General features: G+C 38.2%; 27 protein-coding genes. All 27 read left to right on the top strand.

Annotated features, from left to right (window positions below):
• The first annotated feature begins 99 nt into the window (after window positions 1–99).
• Window positions 100–693, top strand: a complete 594-nt coding sequence (locus tag JFL43_RS12465; RefSeq protein WP_200749289.1) for a thymidine kinase — start codon at window positions 100–102, stop codon at window positions 691–693.
• A gap of 147 nt (window positions 694–840) precedes the next feature.
• A complete protein-coding gene (locus JFL43_RS12460; RefSeq protein WP_200749288.1) occupies window positions 841–1,575 on the top strand; it encodes an N-acetylmuramoyl-L-alanine amidase family protein in 735 nt (244 codons plus the stop codon).
• Between the two features lie 134 nt (window positions 1,576–1,709).
• The gene (gene prfA, locus JFL43_RS12455; RefSeq protein WP_100794846.1) at window positions 1,710–2,780 is read left to right on the top strand and encodes a peptide chain release factor 1; all 1,071 of its coding nucleotides are present in this window, start codon (window positions 1,710–1,712) and stop codon (window positions 2,778–2,780) included.
• Window positions 2,773–3,639 carry a peptide chain release factor N(5)-glutamine methyltransferase gene (gene prmC, locus JFL43_RS12450; protein ID WP_325166678.1) on the top strand — a complete coding sequence of 289 codons (867 nt, stop codon included), beginning with the start codon at window positions 2,773–2,775 and terminating at the stop codon, window positions 3,637–3,639. The genes prfA and prmC overlap by 8 nt, the downstream gene beginning before the upstream one ends.
• 43 nt (window positions 3,640–3,682) lie before the next feature.
• Window positions 3,683–4,417, top strand: coding sequence for a stage II sporulation protein R (locus JFL43_RS12445; protein WP_200749287.1), 735 nt, complete (start codon window positions 3,683–3,685; stop codon window positions 4,415–4,417).
• A gap of 104 nt (window positions 4,418–4,521) precedes the next feature.
• Window positions 4,522–5,562, top strand: coding sequence for an L-threonylcarbamoyladenylate synthase (locus JFL43_RS12440; protein ID WP_200749286.1), 1,041 nt, complete (start codon window positions 4,522–4,524; stop codon window positions 5,560–5,562).
• Between the two features lie 110 nt (window positions 5,563–5,672).
• Window positions 5,673–6,599 carry a hypothetical protein gene (locus tag JFL43_RS12435; protein ID WP_200749285.1) on the top strand — a complete coding sequence of 309 codons (927 nt, stop codon included), beginning with the start codon at window positions 5,673–5,675 and terminating at the stop codon, window positions 6,597–6,599.
• A gap of 192 nt (window positions 6,600–6,791) precedes the next feature.
• Window positions 6,792–7,289, top strand: coding sequence for a manganese efflux pump (locus JFL43_RS12430; RefSeq protein WP_200749284.1), 498 nt, complete (start codon window positions 6,792–6,794; stop codon window positions 7,287–7,289).
• 53 nt (window positions 7,290–7,342) lie between these two features.
• The gene (locus tag JFL43_RS12425; RefSeq protein ID WP_200749283.1) at window positions 7,343–7,783 is read left to right on the top strand and encodes a low molecular weight protein arginine phosphatase; all 441 of its coding nucleotides are present in this window, start codon (window positions 7,343–7,345) and stop codon (window positions 7,781–7,783) included.
• A 2-nt stretch (window positions 7,784–7,785) separates the two neighbouring features.
• Window positions 7,786–9,081, top strand: a complete 1,296-nt coding sequence (locus JFL43_RS12420) for a methyl-accepting chemotaxis protein (RefSeq protein WP_100794840.1) — start codon at window positions 7,786–7,788, stop codon at window positions 9,079–9,081.
• Window positions 9,082–9,378: 297 nt separating this feature from the next.
• Window positions 9,379–9,819 (top strand): ribose 5-phosphate isomerase B, encoded by a 441-nt coding sequence (gene rpiB, locus JFL43_RS12415; protein ID WP_100794839.1) that lies wholly within the window; start codon window positions 9,379–9,381, stop codon window positions 9,817–9,819.
• Between the two features lie 14 nt (window positions 9,820–9,833).
• The gene (locus JFL43_RS12410) at window positions 9,834–10,382 is read left to right on the top strand and encodes a TIGR01440 family protein (protein WP_200749282.1); all 549 of its coding nucleotides are present in this window, start codon (window positions 9,834–9,836) and stop codon (window positions 10,380–10,382) included.
• Between the two features lie 21 nt (window positions 10,383–10,403).
• On the top strand, window positions 10,404–11,639 hold the full coding sequence (gene glyA, locus JFL43_RS12405) for a serine hydroxymethyltransferase (protein WP_100794837.1): 1,236 nt from the start codon (window positions 10,404–10,406) through the stop codon (window positions 11,637–11,639).
• A gap of 688 nt (window positions 11,640–12,327) precedes the next feature.
• The gene (gene upp, locus JFL43_RS12400) at window positions 12,328–12,957 is read left to right on the top strand and encodes a uracil phosphoribosyltransferase (protein ID WP_200749281.1); all 630 of its coding nucleotides are present in this window, start codon (window positions 12,328–12,330) and stop codon (window positions 12,955–12,957) included.
• 21 nt (window positions 12,958–12,978) lie between these two features.
• Window positions 12,979–14,094: a non-hydrolyzing UDP-N-acetylglucosamine 2-epimerase gene (gene wecB, locus JFL43_RS12395; protein ID WP_325166677.1), complete on the top strand. Its 1,116-nt coding sequence runs from the start codon at window positions 12,979–12,981 to the stop codon at window positions 14,092–14,094.
• A gap of 532 nt (window positions 14,095–14,626) precedes the next feature.
• Entirely contained in the window at window positions 14,627–14,998 is a 372-nt protein-coding gene (locus JFL43_RS12390; protein WP_100794833.1) for an ATP synthase subunit I, read from the top strand.
• Between the two features lie 28 nt (window positions 14,999–15,026).
• A complete protein-coding gene (atpB, locus tag JFL43_RS12385) occupies window positions 15,027–15,740 on the top strand; it encodes a F0F1 ATP synthase subunit A (protein WP_200749280.1) in 714 nt (237 codons plus the stop codon).
• A 78-nt stretch (window positions 15,741–15,818) separates the two neighbouring features.
• A complete protein-coding gene (atpE, locus tag JFL43_RS12380) occupies window positions 15,819–16,031 on the top strand; it encodes a F0F1 ATP synthase subunit C (RefSeq protein WP_200749279.1) in 213 nt (70 codons plus the stop codon).
• 171 nt (window positions 16,032–16,202) lie between these two features.
• On the top strand, window positions 16,203–16,724 hold the full coding sequence (gene atpF / locus JFL43_RS12375; RefSeq protein WP_200749278.1) for a F0F1 ATP synthase subunit B: 522 nt from the start codon (window positions 16,203–16,205) through the stop codon (window positions 16,722–16,724).
• Window positions 16,721–17,257: a F0F1 ATP synthase subunit delta gene (locus JFL43_RS12370; RefSeq protein ID WP_100794829.1), complete on the top strand. Its 537-nt coding sequence runs from the start codon at window positions 16,721–16,723 to the stop codon at window positions 17,255–17,257. The genes atpF and JFL43_RS12370 overlap by 4 nt, the downstream gene beginning before the upstream one ends.
• A 27-nt stretch (window positions 17,258–17,284) precedes the next feature.
• Window positions 17,285–18,802 (top strand): F0F1 ATP synthase subunit alpha, encoded by a 1,518-nt coding sequence (gene atpA / locus JFL43_RS12365; RefSeq protein ID WP_100794828.1) that lies wholly within the window; start codon window positions 17,285–17,287, stop codon window positions 18,800–18,802.
• A gap of 53 nt (window positions 18,803–18,855) precedes the next feature.
• A complete protein-coding gene (gene atpG, locus JFL43_RS12360) occupies window positions 18,856–19,713 on the top strand; it encodes an ATP synthase F1 subunit gamma (RefSeq protein WP_100794827.1) in 858 nt (285 codons plus the stop codon).
• A 47-nt stretch (window positions 19,714–19,760) separates the two neighbouring features.
• On the top strand, window positions 19,761–21,176 hold the full coding sequence (gene atpD / locus JFL43_RS12355) for a F0F1 ATP synthase subunit beta (RefSeq protein ID WP_100794826.1): 1,416 nt from the start codon (window positions 19,761–19,763) through the stop codon (window positions 21,174–21,176).
• Between the two features lie 24 nt (window positions 21,177–21,200).
• Window positions 21,201–21,605 carry a F0F1 ATP synthase subunit epsilon gene (locus tag JFL43_RS12350; RefSeq protein WP_200749277.1) on the top strand — a complete coding sequence of 135 codons (405 nt, stop codon included), beginning with the start codon at window positions 21,201–21,203 and terminating at the stop codon, window positions 21,603–21,605.
• A 76-nt stretch (window positions 21,606–21,681) separates the two neighbouring features.
• Complete coding sequence (locus JFL43_RS12345) at window positions 21,682–21,924, top strand: DUF1146 family protein (protein ID WP_100794824.1); 243 nt, start codon at window positions 21,682–21,684, stop codon at window positions 21,922–21,924.
• 469 nt (window positions 21,925–22,393) lie between these two features.
• Window positions 22,394–23,692 carry a UDP-N-acetylglucosamine 1-carboxyvinyltransferase gene (gene murA, locus JFL43_RS12340; protein WP_100798033.1) on the top strand — a complete coding sequence of 433 codons (1,299 nt, stop codon included), beginning with the start codon at window positions 22,394–22,396 and terminating at the stop codon, window positions 23,690–23,692.
• Between the two features lie 87 nt (window positions 23,693–23,779).
• Window positions 23,780–24,763 carry a stage II sporulation protein D gene (gene spoIID / locus JFL43_RS12335; protein ID WP_200749276.1) on the top strand — a complete coding sequence of 328 codons (984 nt, stop codon included), beginning with the start codon at window positions 23,780–23,782 and terminating at the stop codon, window positions 24,761–24,763.
• The last annotated feature ends 15 nt before the right edge of the window (window positions 24,764–24,778 follow it).

Here is a 24,778-nt window from a genome sequence, read left to right as displayed (position 1 = left end):
AAAGATGACATAACATAAATTTTATATAAAAAAAGAGAGGTAATCTCTCTCTTTTTTCGTTATGATGGTGGAATATAAGTTTTGAAAGGAGTCTATTTCATGTATGTAATGACTCAAAACGGTTGGATTGAAGTAATATGTGGAAGTATGTTCTCAGGGAAATCTGAAGAACTGATTCGCCGAGTTCGCAGATCTCAATTTGCAAAGCAGAAAATTGCGGTTTTCAAACCGGAAATTGATAATCGCTATAGTGAAGAAGCGGTTGTGAGCCATAATGGCACAACTGTGATTGCAAGCCCAATCAAATCAGCACAAGATATGTGGAGTCATATATCAGATGATTTTGATGTGATTGCAATCGATGAGGCACAATTTTTCGATGATGCTATTGTTGAAATAGTTCAGCAGTTAGCTAACCATGGATTCCGTGTTATTTTAGCGGGACTCGATCAAGATTTCAAAGGGGTTCCATTCGGACCAATGCCGAAGTTGATGGCTATTGCAGAGCAAGTAACGAAATTACAAGCGGTATGTAGTGTATGTGGTTCACCATCGAGTCGTACGCAACGTTTGATTAATGGACAACCTGCGGGATTCGATGACCCAGTGATTTTAGTAGGTGCATCTGAAGCGTATGAACCTCGCTGCAGACACCATCATGAAGTACCAACAGGAACATCAATTCATCAGTAAGAATGGAGTAGCTAATTGGCTACTCTTTTTTGTTGTTTATATAGGTTGAATATTACAATTATAATTTATATTTTACGTAAAAGGATATTATTGGTCTGCTTATGCTAATGTTAGTAGTGGCTAAATCTATTTTCGAAAGGAGATAATGTGAAGAAAATAATATTTTTACTACTGTCATTTATCGTGCTATTTAATATTTTCCAAGCAGGACAAGTAATGGCGAAAACAACAGTAAAGAAAACAAACAAGAAAATTATTGTCATTGATCCCGGTCATCAGCAATTTGCGAATATTGGAGCTGAACCAATCGGACCTGGTTCTAAAAAAACAAAGTTTAAAGTGACGGACGGTACTCACAGCCCTTATACAAACAAAAAAGAATCGGATCTAACTTTAGAGGTGTCTAAAATGCTTGGTAAAACATTAGAAAAGCGCGGCTATAAAGTTATTTACACACGTACTAAGCAAACTGTGAATATTAGTAACCGAGAACGTGCTAATATCGCCAATAAACAGCAAGCAACCTTATTTATACGAATACATGCTGATGGCTCGATCAATCGAAAAGAAAAAGGTTTCTCAGTCTTAACAGCATCATCCAAAAATCCATACATAACAAAAGACGTCTATAACAAAAGTCTATTAATATCAAAAACAATTCTCAAAAAAGTAGAAAAAAATAAAAAGGTCAAAGATATAAAAGGCATCATTTATCGCGATGATTTATCGGGAACGAATTGGTCAAAGGTACCTACCACTTTAGTGGAGTTGGGTTATATGACAAATAAAGAAGAAGACAAGAAGCTTGCAGATAAAAAATATCTACTAAGCATGACGAATAGTATAGCGGACGGTATTGATGAATATATGAAGAAAAAATAACGTTCAATTCTCAAAAGAGTAGCGATAGCTGCTCTTTTTCTTTATACTATTGAAGGAGCACTTTTCAAGCAACAGTACAAACATATATAGTAGTGCAATAAAAACTAAAATGAAGAAAGGTCAAGGTGAACGAAATGTTTGATCGCCTACAAGCCGTTGAGGACCGTTACGACCGATTAAATGAATTACTTAGCGACCCTGAAATTGTCAACGACTCAAAAAAATTAGCGAAGTTTTCAAAAGAACAGTCTGATATCAGTGAAACAGTAGATGTTTATCGAGAATATAAAGAAGTGAAACAACAGTATCAAGAAGCAAAAGAAATGTTTGAGGATAAACTAGATCCTGAAATGCGTGAGTTAGTAAAAGAAGAAGTAAATGAATTAGAAGAACAAATTACAAAGCTAGAAGACCACCTACGTCTTTTATTAATTCCGAAAGACCCGAATGACAATAAAAACGTTATTATGGAAATCCGTGGTGCTGCTGGTGGTGATGAAGCTGCTCTATTCGCCAATACATTATTCCGTATGTATAGTCGTTATGCTGAAACACAAGGCTGGAAAATTGAAGTCATGAACGCCAACCCAACAGAACTTGGTGGCTATAAAGAAATTGTCTTCATGATTAACGGTCAAGGCGCATACTCAAAATTCAAATTCGAAAGTGGCGCACATCGTGTACAACGTGTACCTGAAACAGAATCACAAGGCCGCGTGCATACTTCAACATCCACTGTAGTTGTAATGCCTGAAGCTGAAGAAGTAGAGTTAGACATAGCTGATAAAGATATCCGAGTAGATATTTATCACGCAAGTGGTGCAGGTGGACAGCACGTCAACAAAACAGCATCTGCTGTTCGAATGACGCATATCCCGACAGGCGTTGTTGTTGCAATGCAAGATGAACGTTCTCAATTAAAAAACCGTGATAAAGCTATGAAAGTATTACGTGCTCGCGTATATGATAAATTACAACAGGAAGCACAAAATGAATATAATGCGGAACGTAAATCTGCAGTTGGTACAGGTGATCGTTCAGAACGTATCCGTACGTACAACTTCCCTCAAAACCGCGTAACAGATCACCGTATCGGTTTAACAATTCAAAAACTCGACCAAATTATTGAAGGTAAGATAGATGAAATTTTCGATGCATTATTTTTAGAAGAACAAGCAAAAAAACTTGAAAGCCTAAATGATTAATATGACGAGACAAGTATTTGAGGCCCTCAACCGGGCTTCTTCTTTTTTACAGGATAATGGTCGAGAAGAACACGCTGCACGTTTACTATTACAACATCTATTAAATACATCCTATACAGGGCTACTGCTGGCTATGCAGGATGAAATGACAGAAGTGCAGTGGGAAAACTACTTCGAAATGATTGAAGAGCATATTAAGGGACGTCCCGTTCAGTATATTACGGGGGAAGAAGAATTTTATGGCCGGACATTTAAAGTAGATAAATCGGTTCTAATCCCGCGTCCAGAAACAGAAGAGCTAATCGTTGAAGCATTAAAACGTATCGAGTCACTATTTCCGGCAAGAGAGAGGATCCGGTTAGCTGATATCGGAACGGGTAGTGGCGCTATCGCCATTACAATGAAAAAAGAAGCACCGCAAGCGACAGTTATTGCGACTGATATTTCCCCGGTGGCACTTACAACAGCTAAGTATAATGCGAAGCAATTAGATGCCGAAATTGACTTTAGAGAAGGCGATTTAACAGCACCAATCGTGGAAGAGAAATGGGATGTTGTACTATCCAATCCGCCTTATATTGCATTTGATGAGGCGAAGGAAATGTCCGATGTCGTTTTAGAGCATGAGCCGCATAGTGCATTATTTGCGGAAGAAAGTGGCTTAGCTCTATATAGAAAGCTTGCTGAAAAGTTGCCACCACTTATGAAAAAAACAAGCTTCATCGGTGTTGAAATTGGTTACACACAAGGTGAGGCAGTAGCTGAATTTTTCAAAAAGAGTTTTCCACAGGCGAAGGTGAAAATAGTAAAAGACATTAACAAAAAAGATAGAATGATTTTTTGTGAGATTTGTGAATAAAACATCCTAATCCTGTCCATCCTTGTGACAGGGAGGGATTCATATGATACAAGATTACAAGAATATTAAAATGCTAAATCACAAAACAAAAACAATTTCAGTGTTACAATTTATTGTGGCATTGCTCTTTATACAAACACTATTATTCTTACTACCACAATGGTTTACAGAGGAAAATACATCACTAGCAAATACAGATCAGATGAGATTTCGCATTGTTGCAAATAGCAACTCAACGCAAGATCAACGTGTAAAAAAAGAAATTCTAAAGGAAATAGAGCCTATTATTACACAACTAGCGCTCCAAACGAATGGAGTGGGAATGGACCAGAATCTAGCAATTGTGGAGCAAGAAATTCAAAATAAGTTATCCACAAAATTCAGTCAACAATCGGTACAAATTGCTAGAAAGAAAGAGTTATTCCCAGCTAAACGCTATGAAGGATTTTTATATCCACAAAATTATTACGAAGCACTTGTTGTGACAATTGGTAGTGGCAAGGGTGATAATTGGTGGTGCGCGTTGTTCCCAAAAGTGTGTTACCGCGAGGAAAAACCAAAAGAACCAAAAGAATCACAAGAGCCAAAAGAATTAAAAGAGCCAAAAGAATCAAAAGAACCAAAAGAACCGAAAGAACCGAAAGAACCGAAAGAACCGAAAGAACCGAAAGAACCGAAAGAACCGAAAGAACCAAAAGAACCAAAAGAATCACAAGAGCCAAAAGAAGAAACACAGAAATTTTTCATAGTGGAATGGTTAAAAGGAATTTTCTCATAATAGAGTTTTGCACAATAATTGGTAAATTGTCCACAATATACACAAAGTTATCAACATATTGTGTATAACTTTCTGAAAACTCTTAATAGAAGGGAGAAACAGAGATGGAAACAAAACGTCTAATTGTGGATATTCATGTGGATAATGGAAAAAGTTATTCACAGGCTGTGGATTTACTAAATAATGGAGAAGTAGTCGCTTTTCCGACCGAAACTGTCTATGGTTTAGGTGCAGTCGCTACGGATGAAAGAGCAGTGAAGAAAATTTTTGCAGCAAAAGGTCGCCCGTCGGACAATCCATTGATTGTCCATATAGGTACTTGCGATGAACTAGAAAATTATGTTGAACATATTTCTCATAAAGCAAAGCTTTGTATGGATGCATTTTGGCCAGGGCCTTTAACGATTATTTTCCGAGTGAAATCGGATGTCCTTGCAACTAGCGTTACAGCTAACTTAAAAACAGTGGGTATTCGCATGCCTGATCATCCAGTTGCATTACAATTACTACAACAATTAGGGAAACCAGTAGCTGCCCCGAGCGCCAATCGTAGCGGTAAGCCGAGTCCGACAGAGGGCATCCATGTAGAAGAAGATTTATATGGCAGTATCCCACTAATTTTAGATGGAGGTTCTACAGGTATCGGTGTTGAGTCAACTGTACTCGACTTAACTTTGGATACGCCTGTTATCCTGCGTCCAGGTGGCGTCACAAAAGAAATGCTTGAAGCTGTCATTGGTCTCGTTTTTCAGCCTTCACATACAGAACAAAATAACGGGGAAGCTCCAAAAGCACCTGGCATGAAATATACACATTACGCGCCAAATGCACCAGTCTTTTTAATAGATAAAGAGGAAGCTGCAGTTGCAAAAGCGCTTACTACTCTACATGAAAAAGGGCATAAAGTGGCATTGCTAGCACCTGAGAATTTTAGCCATCTTCCAGCGGAGTGGTTTTTTACATTCGGTGAACAGGATACCAATGAAGAGATAGCTGCAAATCTCTACCATGCACTACGCTCATGCGATGCTACGGCAGCAGATATTGTCCTCGCTACAACGACATCAACAGATGGTGTTGGAGCAGCAATTATGAACCGCCTTGAGAAATCAGCTGGAGGTAAATGGTATACAGATGATATGTAATGATAAGACCAAACTTTACATATAGATTAGTAAGTAACTATATATAGGATTTTCAAATAGACAAAGACTTTGATTATATCAAAGTCTTGTTTTTATGGGGAGTATGTAACGTGAAGCAAACAATATTATTTATCATGATCATTGTCTCACTCATCGTGGTAGCAACTTTTACAATTGAGCAGAAAAAACAACAACAAATTACAATTGAAACGGAAATAGGAGATAAAATAATTAGGAAGTTAGAGAGTCAATATGGGAGTTTTATTGATTATGAATGGTCAGATGATAATTATGAGAAGTATAAATCACTTGTTGTTTATGATGTGAAACACTCACAATTAGAACATCAAAAGTTTGCAAATAATAAAACGGTTAAGCATAAGGATTTTGTTGGGGATACATCTATGCACCAAGAGATTTGGCAAGATTTTAAAAATTTATTTGACCAAGAATATACAAACAGCGTAGAAGTGCTTGAAATAACGACAGATGGTGTTGGACAAGAAATGGCGGCAGTGGAATCAATAGATGATTTAAATAAAACTTGGACGTTGTATATTGACTATCAAGAAAGAAAGAATTCTAAAGACTATTATTCAACATTAATCCATGAATTTGGGCATCTACTTACTTTAAGAGATGATCAAACTAACCAATTCTCTCTAAAAACCTCATTTTGTTTTACATATCAAGTAGCTAACCTTTGTAGTCTTAAAAACTCCTATATAAATCAATTTTATAAGCGTTTCTGGATAAATTTAGAGCAGGAGTGGGAGGAGAAAAAAGTAGGAGAAGATGATTACGAAAATCTTTTATCCTTTTATAATGTGCATTCAGATGAATTTGTAACAGACTATGCAGCTACTAATGCAGAAGAAGATATTGCTGAAAGCTGGATGTACTTCATACTGAGTTTAAGTGATGAAGACTATGGCGAGCGCGTGAAGTTTTTTTATGAGTATCCAGAGTTAGTAAAGCTTCGTGCTAACATTCTTAAAAAGTTAGCGATAGAATATCCTAAAAGTAATGGTGTTTAAAGCTGTTCTTTCTATATAAAATAGGGAGCAGCTTTTTGTATATTAATAATAGAGAAAAATATCGTTATGAGCATAATTTTGCCTCGGACATTGTTACATTCTAAATATACCGCAACCATCTAATCTAACTAGCATAAAGCCTATCACCCCTTGCATATCGTAAAGAGATATCCAAAGACGAGGGGGTGTAGCATGCAGGAAATAATAGCGGGCATTATTACAGCATTGGATGTCCTAGCCTTATATCTCATTTTACCGAAAGTTCGTTTTCGGTTCGCCCTTTCTTGTTGGACAGCCGGTCTCCATGTACTTTTTCCTCTTATTGGATTTCAGGTAGGTGAATGGGCTGCCCAATATTTATTGACTATCGCAAAAATGCTCTCGGGTGTACTACTCGCTCTGATTGGTCTCCAGCTTTTACTATCAGCAAAAGTCAAAGAAGTGCCCAAGCTATCTCCCATGCTTTTGGCGGTTACAGCTAGTCTTGATACCTTTTCAGTAAGCGTATCTTTTGGTATGCTTCAATTACAAGAAGGTTTATTTATTATGAGTACGGGAATCACAACATTTCTTTTTTCGTATATTGCCCTATCAATAAAGAGAAAGACACCAGTAGATTTAGGTATAATGTTTCAAGTTATTGCAGGGGTTGCATTACTTTTAATAGGTATATTATCAATATTTCAATAATTATATGGAACAATAATACTACAATGATATATAATGAGGAATGAGGGTGCGAAATGAATATTTATTTTATCTGTACTGGAAACACATGTAGAAGTCCAATGGCAGCAGCTATTTTAAAAGCGAGGAAATTAGACGGTGTAGTAGTTCGTTCAGCAGGGATTTACGCGATGCCAGGCGGTGGGATTTCTGAGAATGCCAAGATGGTATTAACAGAGCAAGCTATAGTATTCGAACATGTTTCACAGCAAATTGAAGCGCAAGATTTACAGTGGGCAAATCTCATATTGACGATGACATCCGCTCATAAAGAAATGATTTTGCAAGCATTTCCGTCAATCTCTGAGAAAATATTTACGCTGAAAGAGTACATAGCGCCATATGGTTCGTATGATGTTTCGGATCCTTTCGGAGGAGATGTGAATATCTATCGCCAAACATTCCAGGAGTTAAATAAATTAATTGATGCACTCGAAACAAAATTATCGGAGGACTAATCATGAATAAACGAAGTGTGAACTATTCTTTCGGATTGAAAAAGCAACTCGTATTATTTGTAACTATTTTAGCAGTCATCACTTACACAGTTAGTTTTGTTTTTATCGAATATATTCAACCACAATTTTTCCCTAATATTAAACGATCAGTATTTGAAATTGTTACTTATGCTTTAGGAATTGCATGGTCTGGCATTTTAGCTGCAGTGTTTAGCTCATTTATTATTAAGCCACTACAAAAGTTGGAGAAAGCTACAAATCGTGCAGCGGATGGTTTTATAGGGGAAGATGTTGAATTGCCTAGAGCGAATGATGAAATTCGCGCATTGGCAGTGGCATTCCAAGCTATGTTAGAAAATCTTCGTAAAATGGTAGATAGTATTGATCAAAATTTCCAATCAACAAATAAAACAGTTCTTGATTTATCAAAGGAAACTGAAATTGCAGCCAATCAGGCAGAGGCGATATCTTTAACAATCGCACATATTTCCGAAGGTGCAGCAAGCTCTGCGGTTTCGATTCAACAAACAGCAGAGGCACTTGAAGATGTGCGCATACTTGCTAAGGAAGTCAACGGTCGTGCGGAATTATCATCACAACATTCGGAGCAAATGATGAAAGAATTAACATTTACAACGAAGAAAATTGAAGCACTTGTAGCAGGTATAAAACAGATTGTAGCAGGCAATAAGGACGCACTTAGCAATATTCATCAGCTTGAAAGTAACGCCAAACAAGTTGAGAATATCATCCAATTGGTTGGTGATATTGCCGCACAGACAAATCTGCTGGCATTAAATGCCTCCATTGAAGCGGCGCGTGCAGGGGAGCATGGAAAAGGTTTTGCCGTAGTTGCTGAAGAAGTACGTCAGCTAGCTGATCAAAGTGCAGCAGCTGTGCAAGGTATTACTGGACTGATTCAAACGATGCAATCAGATGTACATAATGTTGTAGAACAAATGACATCTCAAGTATCTTTTGCGGTGAAAGAAGCCGAGCATGTATCAGAAACGACAAGTGCTGTAGAAGGAATGGCGACGATTGTTCATGAAATGGCCGATTCGGTTGTAGATATTTCACAATTCGTTGAAAAACAATTACGTAATATCGAAACGACTGCACATCAGTCTCAAGAAGTTGCAGCTATAGCGCAAGAAACATCAGCAGGCGCACAAGAAGTTCGTAGTGCAACTGAGGAACAAGCGAAGTCGATTGAAGAAATTGACCAATTATCCAAGCATTTAAAGCAGCAGTCAGAAGAACTATATAAAATGATTTTGCAATTTGATCGCTCTTAACAATATTGGACGGTACATAGTAACTATCACGACAGTCTTTAACGATGCTGTTGTGATAGTTTTTTTTATAATCCAATGAATTTGAATGCCGAGTTATGTCTATATCCGAATTTAAAAGGCTAAAAGGTTAATATATATTCGGTAATTGTCTATAAAATGCTGTGAAACTTACTGTAATGATGAAAAACATTCGTATTTTATGTAATACTTTTATTTAAATAAGGTGAAAAATATGTCTTTCTTTTGCTAGAAGTGGTAAACTATTGTTGAATAAAATTATCGAAAAGAGGGAACTCATTGAAAATTGCGATTTCATCGGACCATGGTGGTAACAATTTACGTAAAGAGATTATGGCACTGCTAGAAGAGCTGGGCATAAACTATGACGATTTTGGTCCACAATCTTCTGATTCAGTTGACTATCCTGACTATGCACTACCTGTTGCAGAAGGCGTTGCAAGTGGTAAATATGATCGAGGTATTTTAATTTGTGGAACAGGCATTGGTATGTCTATCGCAGCTAACAAAGTGAAGGGTATTCGTTGCGCATTAGTACATGATGTATTCAGTGCAAAAGCGACGAGATGCCATAACAATTCCAATATGTTAGCAATGGGAGAACGTGTAATTGGCCCAGGTCTTGCGCGTGAAATCGTGCAAACTTGGTTATCTACAGACTTTGAAGGCGGTCGTCACGTACGTCGTGTTGAAAAAATTGCTGAGATCGAAAACGACTAAGAGGTCCTAACAAAATGAACTTACAACAAACGACAGAGCAACTCCAACAGCTTCTAACTGAGCTAGAGCAACAAGTAACATTCCGTAAGGGGCAACTCTTTGTGGTCGGTTGTTCAACCTCAGAAGTCAAAGGACAAAAAATCGGTACAGCTGGCGGCTTAGAAATAGCAGAAGCGCTTTTTAAACCGTTACATGCATTTGCAGTAAGACACGAATTATCTCTCGTGTTTCAAGGCTGTGAGCATCTCAACCGTGCCTTAACATTAGAACGTCAAGTAGCGGATGACTACCGACTTGAACCCGTTTCAGTTATACCTGTTCAAATAGCAGGAGGCTCCATGTCTACTTATGCTTATGGACAACTTATGGACCCGGTTATTGTAGAAGAAGTACAGGCTCATGTTGGTATAGATATCGGTCAAACGTTAATTGGTATGCATCTTAAAAGAGTGGCAGTTCCTGTTCGCACTTCCGTATCCCATATAGGTGAGGCAGTTGTGACAGTTGCGATAACACGTCCCAAATTAATTGGTGGCGAAAGAGCAGTTTATAATATGAACTAGATTATAGGGGGAATAAGTTAAATGGAAAAACTTGCAGCACGAGACAAAGTAGTATTTGAGGCAATGGAAGCAGAAAAAGCACGTCAACAAGCTAATATCGAATTGATTGCATCAGAAAATATCGTTTCAGAAGCAGTAATGGAAGCACAAGGCTCAGTATTAACAAACAAATACGCTGAAGGCTATCCAGGCAAACGCTATTATGGTGGATGTGAGCATGTTGATGTTGTTGAGAATATCGCACGTGACCGACTAAAAGAAATTTTTGGCGCAGAATATGCTAACGTACAACCACACTCAGGTGCACAAGCTAACATGGCTGTATACTTCACAATTCTTGAGCAAGGCGATACTGTACTAGGTATGAACCTATCTCACGGTGGTCACTTAACTCATGGTAGCCCTGTAAACTTCTCTGGCGTACAATACAACTTCGTAGAATACGGCGTGACAGAAGATACAAATGTAATCGACTATGAAGATGTTCGTCAAAAAGCACTTGAGCACAAACCGAAATTGATTGTTGCAGGTGCATCTGCATACCCTCGTCAAATCGACTTCGCGAAGTTTCGTGAAATCGCTGATGAAGTAGGCGCATACTTCATGGTAGACATGGCTCATATCGCAGGTCTTGTTGCTGTTGGTGAACATCCAAACCCAGTACCATACGCTGACTTCGTAACGTCTACAACACACAAAACTTTACGCGGACCTCGTGGTGGACTTATTCTTTGTAAGGAAGAATTCGGTAAGAAAATCGACAAATCGATCTTCCCGGGTATCCAAGGTGGTCCATTAATGCACGTAATCGCTGGTAAAGCGGTAGCATTCGGTGAAGCACAAGAACCAGAATTCAAAGAATATATTGGGCAAGTTGTGAAAAACGCAAAAGTATTTGGTGAAGCACTTCAAGCTGAAGGCATCAAACTTGTATCAGGCGGTACAGACAATCATCTACTATTATTAGATGTTCGTTCTCTAGGATTAACTGGTAAAGTTGCAGAAGCATTACTTGATGAAGTACAAATTACAGCGAACAAAAACACAATTCCTTATGAAACAGAAAGTCCATTCGTAACTTCAGGTGTTCGTGTAGGTACAGCTGCAGTTACTTCACGCGGGTTCCAAGAAGATGATATGAAAGAAGTTGCTTCAATCATAGCAGACGTTCTGAAAAACCCAGAAGATGAAGCCGTTAAAACAGCAGCACAAAAACGAGTTGCAGCATTAACGTCTAAACATCCTTTATACGTATAATCTAGTTAAGCAAGATAATTTGTTTAATACTAAAACTACTTTTGTTCATACAAAAGTAGTTTTTTTAGTAGATTGTAAGAGAAGTAGCAAAAGAATATATCAAATACGAGATTATTTAAAAAGACGGCTCTGTATTTAAAGGGAAATTTAATTTTTATCCATTAACAAATAGCGACAATTCAGTACAATATATTGCTTGTGTTATTGATCATTTAACATAGAGCATTCAAGACAATTCTTTTATTGGAATTTCAAAACTAGTAGTGGGAGGAATAGAGAATAAAGAAGGGCCAGTAACAATACTTAATCAACTATGTAATATAATAGAAGGAAAAAGTGAAGAAGATATCGGTTGTGGTATTTATTCGAACATAATGATTCAACGCTTCTATCTTTATCAAGCAAATTTTCAATACTAGTTTTTGATTATTGTAAAAGTTGGGTATGTCCGTTTGATAAAAAATGCCGATTGTAGAAAGTGTTCGTGGAGCGGAACAGGCATCAACTATCACCAGTAAAAAATAGGTAGGGTTGTTGGAATTTTTGATGAAAAAAATAATGCAACTAGAAATTGTCGAAGAACTACTCGACAAAATGTGACAAATTTAAAAAACGCAGGTGACTAATAGTCAAACTGCGTTTTTCTGTTATAATAGTCAAGATAAATAAAAGTAGGGAGTGGAATAAATTGGGTAAAGTATACGTATTCGACCATCCATTAATTCAACATAAGCTAACATACATTCGCGACAAAAATACAGGAACGAAAGAATTTCGTGAGCTTGTAGACGAAGTAGCAACACTTATGGCATTTGAAATTACGCGCGAATTACCAACAGAAGAAATTGAAATTAAAACACCAGTAACAACAGCTAAAACACAAGTATTATCAGGTAAGAAAATGGCTATTGTTCCAATTCTACGTGCTGGTATTGGTATGGTAGAAGGAGTATTAAAACTAATTCCTGCTGCAAAAGTAGGCCATATCGGTTTATACCGTGATCCAGAAACTTTAAAACCAATCGAATATTATGCAAAGCTCCCTGCTGATGTAGAAGAACGTGATTTCATCATCGTTGACCCAATGTTAGCAACTGGCGGTTCTGCAATTGAAGCGATTAACTCATTGAAAAAACGTGGCGCTAAAAGTATTAAATTCATGTGCTTAATCGCAGCTCCAGAAGGTGTAAAAGCGATTCATGATGAGCATCCAGAAATCGATATTTACATCGCAGCATTAGATGAAAAATTGGATGATCATGGTTATATTGTTCCTGGTTTAGGTGATGCAGGAGATCGTTTGTTCGGCACAAAATAATTAAAAGGTGGTGCAAGGTCATTGCGTAACAAATGGAAAGTGATGGCTATTTTTGGGACAAGACCGGAAGCGATTAAAATGGCCCCCCTCGTTTTAGAACTGCAAAAGCATTCAGATCAAATCGAAACAATCGTGACAGTAACAGCGCAACATCGACAAATGCTTGATCAAGTGCTAGACACATTCAAGATTACACCAGATTATGATTTGAACATCATGAAGGATCGCCAAACACTTGTTGATGTCACAACTAGAGGTCTAGAAGGTTTAGACCAAGTTATGAAAGAGGCTAAGCCTGACATCGTTCTAGTTCATGGAGATACGACAACAACATTTATCGCAAGCCTCGCAGCCTTTTATAACCAAATTGCAATAGGTCATGTAGAAGCAGGACTTCGAACGAGTAACAAATACTCGCCATATCCTGAAGAGATGAATCGTCAGCTCACTGGCGTTATGGCAGATATTCATTTTTCACCGACCGAACAGTCTAAGCAAAATTTATTGAAAGAAAATAAAGCGGAAAGCACGATTGTTGTAACAGGTAATACAGCAATTGATGCATTAACAACAACCGTTAGCTCATCTTACAGTCATCCAGTACTCGAACAGGTCGGCCAAGATCGTATGATTTTATTAACTGCACATCGCAGAGAAAATCTCGGTGACCCAATGCGTCATATGTTTAGGGCTATAAAAAGACTATTAGTTGAGCATGATGATATACAAGTTGTTTATCCTGTTCATATGAACCCTGCAGTACGCGAAATTGCCAACGAAATACTTGGAGATGAGCCGAAAGTTCATTTGATTGAACCGCTTGAAGTTTTTGATTTCCATAACTTTGCAGCTAATTCATACATGATTTTAACGGACTCAGGCGGTGTTCAGGAAGAAGCGCCTTCTTTAGGGAAACCAGTGCTAGTTCTCCGTGATACGACTGAACGTCCAGAAGGAATCAAAGCAGGTACACTGAAACTGGCAGGAACGGATGAAGAAACTATTTATCGCTTAGCAAAAGAGTTATTAATAGAAGAAAATACGTATAATGCAATGGCGCATGCTTCTAATCCATATGGTGATGGACATGCCTCAGAAAGAATTGTAGAAGCTTTGATCACCTTTTTACAAAAATAACATCAATATAATATTAATAGAAAACTACCTTATGACATGTTATTGACATTTTTGTAAGGTAGTTCCTATTTTAAAGTCCGGAAAAGATAGAAATTTGACAAGACACAATATTGTTGCAAATTTGTCGACAATTTGACAAGGTTTACACCTTTGTGAAGTTTTTCACTCTAACCAATTGACATGAAATATTCACTATTGTATGCTAACTAAGGGTAAGAATGATAAGGGTTTCATGATTGATATAACATTCCGTCACTTCTTGAGTTATCAAGTTTCTACTAGATTTACAACTTAAGCATATCTTGTAAATTTATGCGGTATTGTGCATTATATTAGATGTCCTTATATGCGGTGGTTCTCCATTATTATCTTATCTCTCACATTAATATGGATTCCGATTCATCTCATTTTGAGAGTAGATTACGGCTTCCGCCCCCCGCTAGTAGTTTTGATAACTACTTATCCGGTATCCAACCGGTGGTCAGCTATTACTTCCGCCATTCGAAAATAAGATTCAGGAGATCAAAGACCAATGCTAGAATTGCATCAGATTTTTGCTAAGCAGAAAAGAATGCTATTTTTTTTGCTCGCATTTTGTGCGTTAGGCTGGGCCTTTACACCATATCAAACAGTGTTCGCTGGTCTCGCATTAGGTGCGCTTTTTGGTCATTATAACTTTTGGATTCTAGTCCGAAGAATGGAACGATTTGATCGCTCTATTAGCGAAGGAAAGAAAGTGGCATCACTAGGTTCGGCTTCTCGCTTTGCATCAGGTATTGCTGCAGTGGCGTTTGCTACTATGTTGCCAAAGTATTTTCATTTAATTAGCACGGTCATAGGGCTAATGATTCCGTACGTTCTGCTTTTAGTAGACAGGATCGTATTTCATGTAAAATACCAATAAGCGCATTTGAAAGAGAGGTGAATGCAAAGTGCAACATAAAAATCCACATGAGGAACTGTGGGGATTAAGTTATAACCCAGGTAATGTTTTAATGTTAGTTGTTGCGGCCGTAATTGTTTTCTTAATTGCTTATATTTCGACACGCAACCTAAAATTGAAACCTACAGGTATGCAAAACTTTATGGAGTGGGTTATGGACTTCGTAAAAGGTATCATCAGTAGCAACATGGACTGGAAAACAGGTGGTAAGTTCCATATACTTGGAATCACACTACTTATGTTCATATTCGTGTCGAACATTCTTGGTCTTCCATTCTCAGTCGTAATTTATGGAGAGCTATGGTGGAAATCGCCAACAGCAGATCCAGTCGTAACAATGACACTTGCGGTTATGATTATCGTATTATCTAACTATTACGGTGTTAAAGCGAAAGGAATTAAAGGTTATCTTGGAAGTTTCGCAAAACCAATGTTTTTCTTATTCCCGCTGAAAATTATTGAAGAGTTCGCAAATACATTAACTCTTGGTCTACGTCTTTACGGTAATATCTACGCAGGTGAAATTCTTTTAGGATTACTTGCAGGTTTAGGTACGATGTGGGGAGGATTAGGTTTCTTCGCAGCAGTAATACCAACAATGGTTTGGCAGGGGTTCTCGATTTTCATCGGGTCAATCCAAGCGTTTATTTTCGTTATGTTAACAATGGTTTATATGTCTCACAAAGTGAGCGAAGACCATTAAGTATAAAATGTCTAATTTAATAAGTTAGGCAGCTGGCACACTAAAACAAAAATTACATTTCCAAGGAGGAAACATTCAATGGGTTTATTAGCAGCAGCAATAGCAATCGGTTTAGGAGCACTTGGTGCAGGTATTGGTAACGGTATGATCGTTTCAAAAACAGTAGAAGGTATCGCGCGTCAACCAGAAGCACGTGGCGTTCTTCAAACAACAATGTTCATCGGGGTTGCATTAGTTGAGGCCCTTCCGATTATCGCGGTAGTAGTAGCTTTCATCGTAATGAACAAATAATCGTCTTTAATTGTTTTATGAAAAAAAAATGGCGGAGAATCTTTGTTATAAAGGACAACTTCGCCATTCCTTTATGCCCTTGTGGTATAAGATTCCTTTAGACAATACATCTTACTAAGATTCAATCATATAAGATTTGAACTCTAAGCTCTTGAAGGGAGTGAAACAATCGTGTTTTTAGACTATCTAGTACTAGGAAGTTCTGACCAATTTATTAATGGCGGAGATATCCTTGTAACGTTAGCGGTCTTCGTTATCCTAATGATCGCTTTGAAAAAAGTAGCGTGGGGTCCTTTAATGGGAATCATGCAACAACGTGAAGAATTAGTTGCTAGTGAAATCGAGTCAGCTGAAAAGAGCCGCCAAGAATCACAACAACTATTAGAAGATCAACGTAGCCTTCTTAAAGAAGCGCGTTTAGAAGCACAAACGATTGTTGAAAACGCGAAGAAACAAGGCGACTTGCAAAAAGAAGAAATTACTTCTGCTGCTCGCGCTGAAGCATTGCGTTTGAAAGAATCTGCTGTGCGTGATATCGAGACTGAAAAAGAAAAAGCTATTGCTGCTATTCGTGGAGAAGTGGTTTCACTATCTGTACTTGCTGCATCAAAAGTTCTTGAAAAACAAGTCTCTGAAGAAGATAATCGTGCTCTAATTGAAGAAACGATTGCGAAGGCAGGGGAAACTCTATGAGTCAATCGACTGCAGCGAGTCGCTATGCCAAAGCATTGTTCCAATTGGCACAAGAAAAACAATTACTAGCACAAGTAAATGAAGATTTACGTGAAGTGAAACTTGTTTTTGAAAAAAATCCAGAAATTTTTCAACTTTTGGATTCTCCAAAATTAGAAGACAAAGAAAAGAAAGAACTTGTTTCTAAAGTATTTGCTTCTATTCAACCAATTATTGTGAATGCAATTAAAGTCTTAATCGACAAAAAACGTATTCACGAAGTAGTAAGTATGATTGAGGAGTTTATTCGTCAAGCAAATGATACGCAAGGCGTTGCAGATGCAATCGTATATACTACTCATCCGCTTACAGCAGAAGAAACTGGGCGCATTTCCACAGCATTTGCTGCAAAAGTGGGTAAAAATGCACTTAATATTACAAACGAAATCGATCCAACTTTAATTGGTGGAGTTCGACTTCAAATCGGTAACCAAATTTTTGACAGCAGTCTTTCACATAAACTAGCTGGCTTAAAACGTACGTTAATCGGTTAATTATAAAGAATTTGAGAGGTGAGAAACATGGGCATCAAAGCTGAAGAAATCAGTGGACTTATTAAGCAGCAGATGGAGAATTACCAATCTGCAATGGAAGTTAGCGAAGTAGGTACAGTTATCACAGTTGGTGACGGTATCGCTCGTGCTCATGGCCTCGACAACGTCATGGCTGGAGAATTGCTTGAATTCTCTACTGGTGTACTTGGTATGGCACAAAACTTGGAAGCGAACAACGTAGGTATCGTTATCCTTGGACCAACTAAAGGCATCAATGAAGGCGATGAAGTGCGTCGTACTGGCCGTATTATGGAAGTACCTGTTGGTGATGAATTGATCGGTCGTGTTGTCAATTCACTAGGACTTCCTGTTGATGGTTTAGGACCAATCAACGCTACTAAATCTCGTCCAATCGAAAGCCCAGCTTTCGGTGTAATGGATCGTAAATCAGTACATGAACCATTACAAACAGGTATTAAAGCGATTGACGCATTAGTTCCAATTGGTCGTGGTCAACGTGAGTTAATCATCGGTGACCGTCAAACTGGTAAAACAGCTGTTGCAATCGATACAATTTTAAACCAAGCAGACCAAGATATGATTTGTATCTATGTTGCAATTGGTCAAAAAGAATCTACTGTACGTGGCGTAGTTGAAACACTTCGTAAACACGGTGCTCTAGATTACTCAATCGTTGTAACTGCATCTGCATCACAACCATCACCATTATTATACTTAGCTCCTTATGCTGGTATCTCAATGGCAGAAGAGTTCATGTTACAAGGTAAACATGTGTTAATCGTTTATGATGATTTATCTAAACAAGCATCTGCTTATCGTGAACTTTCATTACTTCTTCGCCGTCCGCCAGGTCGTGAAGCTTACCCAGGGGATGTATTCTACTTACACAGCCGCTTATTAGAACGTGCTGCTAAGTTGAACGAAAAATATGACTGTGGTTCAATCACAGCACTTCCATTCGTTGAAACACAAGCAGGGGATATCTCAGCTTATATTCCAACAAACGTAATTTCTATTACGGATGGACAAATTTTCTTACAATCAGATCTATTCCACTCAGGTGTACGTCCAGCGATCAACGCAGGTCTTTCTGTATCACGTGTAGGTGGTTCTGCTCAAATTAAAGCAATGAAAAAAGTTGCGGGTACACTACGTCTTGACTTAGCTGCATTCCGTGAGCTTGAAGCATTTGCTCAATTCGGTTCTGATCTTGATAAAGCTACTTTAGGTAAATTAGAACGCGGTAAACGTACTGTTGAAGTTCTAAAACAAGATCTTAATAAACCGATTAAAGTTGAAAAACAAGTTACAATCCTATATGCATTAACAAAAGGATTCTTAGATGATATTCCTGTACAAGACATCGTTCGCTTCGAAGCTGAACTATACGCTTGGTTAGATGCAAATGATGAAAGCCACAAAAACGTTTTAAATCATATCCGTACTACTAAAGGTCTACCAGCTGATGAAGATATGGCAGAAACTTTAAATACTTTCAAAAAAACTTTTGCTAAATCAGAATAAGATCTGATAGTTTTACGTCAATATAAAAAAAACGGTAAGGTGGTGAAATACCAGTGGCATCATTACGCGACATAAAAAAACGTATCACATCGACTAAAAGCACTAGTCAAATCACGAAAGCGATGCAGATGGTTTCTTCTTCTAAAATGACACGTGCTGAAGCAAATGCTAAAGCTTACGTACCATACATGGAGAAAATTCAAGATGTTGTAGCTGCAATTGCAGCAGGTACTACAGATGGGTCACACCCAATGTTAGTATCTCGTCCAGTTAAGAAAACGGCTTATTTAGTCATTACTTCTGACCGTGGTCTTGCAGGTGGTTATAACAGTAACATAATTCGTGCTGCTAAAAACGCTATGGAAGAACGACACAACTCAAAAGATGAATTAGTTGTTATCGCTATCGGCCGTATGGCAAGTGAATTCTTTGCGAAACGTGGATATAACGTAGTAGATGAAGAAATTGGCCTACCTGACCAACCTTCATTTGCCGATATTAAACAAATTGCTCGTAAGGCTGTTGGTATGTTCACTGACGGTACGTATGATGAACTTTATATGTACTATAGCCACTTTGTCAGTGCCATTCAACATGAACCAACTGAGAAAAAGGTACTGCCAATTACAGACATCGCAACATCAAGCACAACTGCATCATATGAATTCGAACCATCTGGTGAAGCAATTCTTGAAGTATTGTTACCACAATACGCAGAGAGCTTAATATATGGTGCGTTGCTCGACGGTAAAGCTAGTGAACATGCTTCACGTATGACAGCAATGAAGAGCGCAACCGATAATGCAAACGAACTTATTGGTTCGTTAACACTTGTTTATAACCGTGCACGTCAAGCGGCTATTACGCAAGAAATTACAGAAATCGTTGGTGGAGCTGCGGCCTTAGAATAGGCCCTCTCCAAATGACTGTAATGCAAGTACGATAGGAGGGGAAAAGTATGAACACAGGACACGTTCTTCAAGTAATGGGTGCCGTTGTTGACGTTCAATTCGACAACTCAACATTACCAGAAATTTATAACGCGCTTACTGTAGTAATCAATCGCCCTGGTGAAGAGCCACAAACACTTACTCTTGAAGTAGCACTTCACCTAGGAGATAATGCTGTCCGCACGATCGCTATGTCATCTTCAGATGGCTTACAACGTGGCGCAGTAGTAACAGACCAAGGTGCTCCAATCTCAGTTCCAGTTGGTGACATCACTCTTGGACGTGTATTTAACGTACTTGGTGAAACAATCGACTTAGCGGAAGAAATTCCAGCATCTGAACACCGTGATCCAATTCACCGTGAAGCACCTACATTCGAAAACCTTTCAACAGAAGTTGAAATTCTTGAAACAGGTATCAAAGTAGTAGACTTATTAGCACCTTATATTAAAGGTGGTAAAATCGGTCTATTCGGTGGTGCCGGTGTAGGTAAAACTGTATTAATCCAAGAACTTATTAACAACATCGCTCAAGGACACGGTGGTATCTCCGTATTCGCTGGTGTAGGTGAACGTACTCGTGAGGGTAACGATTTATTCTACGAAATGAGCGATTCAGGCGTTATTAAGAAAACAGCAATGGTATTCGGTCAAATGAACGAGCCACCAGGTGCACGTATGCGTGTAGCTTTATCTGGTCTTACTATGGCTGAACATTTCCGTGATGTACAAGGTCAAGACGTACTTTTATTCATCGATAATATCTTCCGTTTCACTCAAGCAGGTTCTGAGGTTTCTGCGCTATTAGGTCGTATGCCTTCTGCAGTAGGTTACCAACCAACTCTTGCTACTGAAATGGGTCGTTTACAAGAACGTATTACGTCAACAAATAAAGGTTCTGTAACTTCTATCCAAGCGATTTATGTACCAGCCGATGATTATACTGACCCGGCTCCTGCTACAACTTTCGCCCACTTAGATGCAACTACTAACCTTGAGCGTAAACTTTCTGAAATGGGTATCTACCCAGCAGTTGATCCATTGGCTTCAACTTCACGTGCTCTTTCACCAGATATCGTTGGTGTGGAACACTATGATGTTGCACGTCAAGTTCAACAAACGTTACAACGTTACAACGAATTACAAGATATCATCGCTATCTTAGGTATGGATGAATTATCTGATGAAGATAAATTAACAGTTGACCGCGCTCGTCGTATTCAATTCTTCTTATCTCAAAACTTCCACGTAGCAGAACAATTTACTGGTCAAAAAGGATCTTACGTACCAGTTAAAGAAACTGTTAAAGGTTTCCGTGAAATTCTTGACGGTAAGTATGATAAATTACCAGAAGATGCATTCCGTCTAGTTGGTCGCATCGAAGAAGTTATCGAAAAAGCGAAAAGTATGGGTATTGAACTTTAATACTAGGGACGAGGAGGAAAAAATATGAAGACCATTACAGTCAACATTGTCACTCCCGACGGCCCAGTATACGATTCAGAAGTCAACATGGTGATTGCTAAGACTGTAACGGGTGAGATGGGTATTTTACCTGGTCACATCCCTACAGTTGCGCCACTAGTAATTGGTTCTATTCGTCTGGATTCAGACAATGGCACTGAACTAGTAGCAGTTAGCGGCGGTTTTGTTGAAATTCGTCCTGATAAAGTAACGATTTTATCTCCTTCAGCTGAAATAGCAAGCTCAATTGATCTTGCTCGTGCAAAAGAAGCGGGAAATCGTGCTGAGCAGCGACTACAAAGTAAACAAGATAACATTGATTTCAAGCGCGCTGAACTTTCATTAAAACGTGCTATGAACCGTATCAACGTTAAAGAGGGTAACATCTAAGCTTTATTAATTAGAATTGCGGGCAGAATAATATTCTGCCCGCTTTTTTAAGATAGTTCAAAGGGGGATTATTGTAATGGGTATTTCTTCAATGATTGGGCAAAACGCCTTAATTAGCATTGTTTCGCATATTTTTTTCATTGGCATCTCGTTTTATGCCTTGCAAGCCATTATGTTTGAAAAAGTGTTTAAAAAGAACCATGTCTTCCAAATTCAGTTGCTATTTATTTTACTGAGCATTGCTATTGGTTCGACAGTTTCAAACTTTTTCCTAACATTCACAGGCTGGTCAAGTCAACTTCCATATCTCTTCGAGTAACTTGTTTTATATGTAAAAACCAATAATAATATAGTGATTTTAGCTAATCAGGTATTTTTCTGAGACAAGCAAAATATATATAGCTCTTTACAGGGCGAACGCTTTCATTATTATGTGTTATTTGTTATGGTTGAATTTGTGAGAGCATATTATTATTTTTCCATATAGAATAATCATTACCCAGGAAATAATTTGTAGAATTTTGTTTTGCTTAGATAGTAAATTGGTTATTAAATTAGTAGTTCACTTTTGTAAAATTTGACACCATTTGCTATAACTTTGCGTAATGTATAATGTCTATAGTTAATTGTTATCACTTATTTAAAATGGTGTTTTGGATACTTGCCAATGGACCGAAAAAAAGGTAAGATGTTAGATGCTTTGTTCACTAATTATTGACATCATACATTAGAATTTTATTGACTGAAATATAGAATAAATGGATACATTGGGTTCGGAGGGACAAATGGTGGAGAAAATCATTGTTAAAGGCGGTAATACCTTAACTGGTAACGTTCGAGTTGAAGGGGCTAAAAATGCTGTATTGCCAATACTGGCAGCTACATTACTTGCGTCAAAAGGTAAAAATATTATTAAAAATGTGCCAAACTTGGCCGATGTGTATACAATCGATGAAGTATTAAAAAGTTTAAACGTTGAACTTTCATTTTCACCTGAAACAAATACGGTAGAAATTGATGCAACTAAACAATTATCATCTGAAGCACAGTTTGAATATGTACGTAAAATGAGAGCTTCGATTTTAGTAATGGGGCCACTTTTAGCACGTAATGGCTTTGCACGTGTAGCAATGCCAGGTGGTTGTGCTATTGGTTCGCGTCCAATTGATCAACATCTAAAAGGTTTTGAACTTATGGGTGCGAAGATCTCAATGGGACACGGCTATGTTGAAGCAACAACTGAAGGACGTTTACACGGAGCTAAAATCTATTTGGATTTCCCAAGTGTTGGAGCAACTGAAAATATCTTAACCGCAGCTGCATTAGCAGATGGTACAACAATTATTGAAAATGCTGCGAAAGAGCCGGAAATTGTTGATTTAGCTAACTTTATTAATGAGATGGGTGGCAAAGTAGTAGGCGCTGGTACTGACACAATTCGTGTACAGGGCGTTAATGAACTATATGGTACAACTCATCATATTATTCCTGACCGTATTGAAGCTGGTACATTTATGGTAGCAGCAGCGATTACGGGTGGAGATGTACTAATTGAAAATGCCATTGCAGAGCATATGACGGCATTAGTCGCTAAAATGCGTGAAATGGGCGTTGAAATTAGTGAAGAAGGCGAAGGTTTACGAATTCGTACAAACGGACCTCTAAAAGCTGTAGATATTAAAACAATGCCACATCCAGGCTTCCCAACGGATATGCAATCACAGTTGATGGCATTAATGTTAAAAGCAACGGGTACGGGCATGATTACTGAAACAGTCTTCGAAAATCGCTTTATGCATGTAGAAGAATTCCGTCGTATGAATGCTTCTTCGAAAATTGATGGTCGTTCTGTTATCATCGATGGTCCATGCGAGCTACAGGGTGCTGAAGTTGCAGCAACAGATTTGCGTGCAGCAGCAGCACTGATACTTGCAGGATTAGTAGCAGATGGTATTACACGCGTATCTGAGCTTCATCACTTAGATCGTGGTTATGTAAACTTCCATACAAAATTAGCTGCTCTAGGCGCTGATATTGAGAGAGTTTCAACGATAGAAAATGCATCAAAAGAATTTCAAACTAATTAATCTATAATCATATTAACCGCTTAGGAGCTTCATTACTCTTAAGCGGTTTTTTCGTATAACGACGAATTCATCAGCATAGGATGGCATATGAAAAAAATAATAATATTACCCATCAGCCTCCTTATTGTCATAATCCTTTTTGCGATGCCAATCATTAGCAATCATTTGTATCCTAAAAATTTCACGTTAATACCAACAGGGCATCATCCTACATCGAAAACAGATATAACTGAGCCGCCATGTGAAATTTACATTACTGTGGAGGGAATAAAAGAGCCCTTGCCGCTCGAAGAGTATATCGTTGGGGTTGTGGCTGCTGAAATGGGCTCTAGCTTCCAATTAGAGGCGCTCAAGGCACAAGCTATAGCATCACGCACATTCGCTCTTAAAGTAACGGAGAATGGCCAGAAAGCGATAAAAGCGAGCGTTCTTGATCAAGCCTTTAACTCCAAACAGCAGAGAAAGCAAAAATGGAAAGCGGATTTCGAAAAAAACGAGAAAAAATTGCAAAAGGCTGTCAATGCTACAACGGGGAAGATTCTTACCTATGAGGATGAACTTATCACCGCTATGTTTTTTTCAACAAGCAACGGTAAAACTGAAAGTGCAGAAGATTTCAGTGGACAAGATATCCCTTATTTACAAACAGTTGCTGTAATAGGTGAAAAAGAGCTGTCACCAAATTACATTCAAAAAACAGAATTCACTTTAGAAGAATGGAACGCTGCTTTCAATTTCAGATGGACTGCCGAGCAATTCAATGACATTAAACTAACTAGAAACGCCTCTAATCGAGTCCAAATGCTGCAAGTGGGTCATAACAGCTGGACAGGCCGAGACATCCGAGAGAGGCTCAAAATCCCCTCTACAGACTTCACAATCAATTGGCAATCGGAACAAAATAAAATCATCGTCACAACAACAGGATACGGTCATGGAGTAGGCATGAGCCAATACGGAGCTGAGGCACTCGCAAGGCAGGGCGATAAAGCCAAGAGCATTTTAAAACACTTTTATAAAAAGGCTTCTATCACTTTAATAAAAAATAATAAAAACATATGTTTAAACTAAAGCGTTGTTGACCAC

This window comes from Viridibacillus soli (assembly GCF_016612995.1).
Taxonomy (GTDB): Bacteria; Bacillota; Bacilli; order Bacillales_A; family Planococcaceae; genus Viridibacillus; species Viridibacillus soli.
The sequence above is the reverse complement of the archived record's forward strand: the minus strand, read 5'-3'. Positions and strand labels throughout refer to the sequence as shown.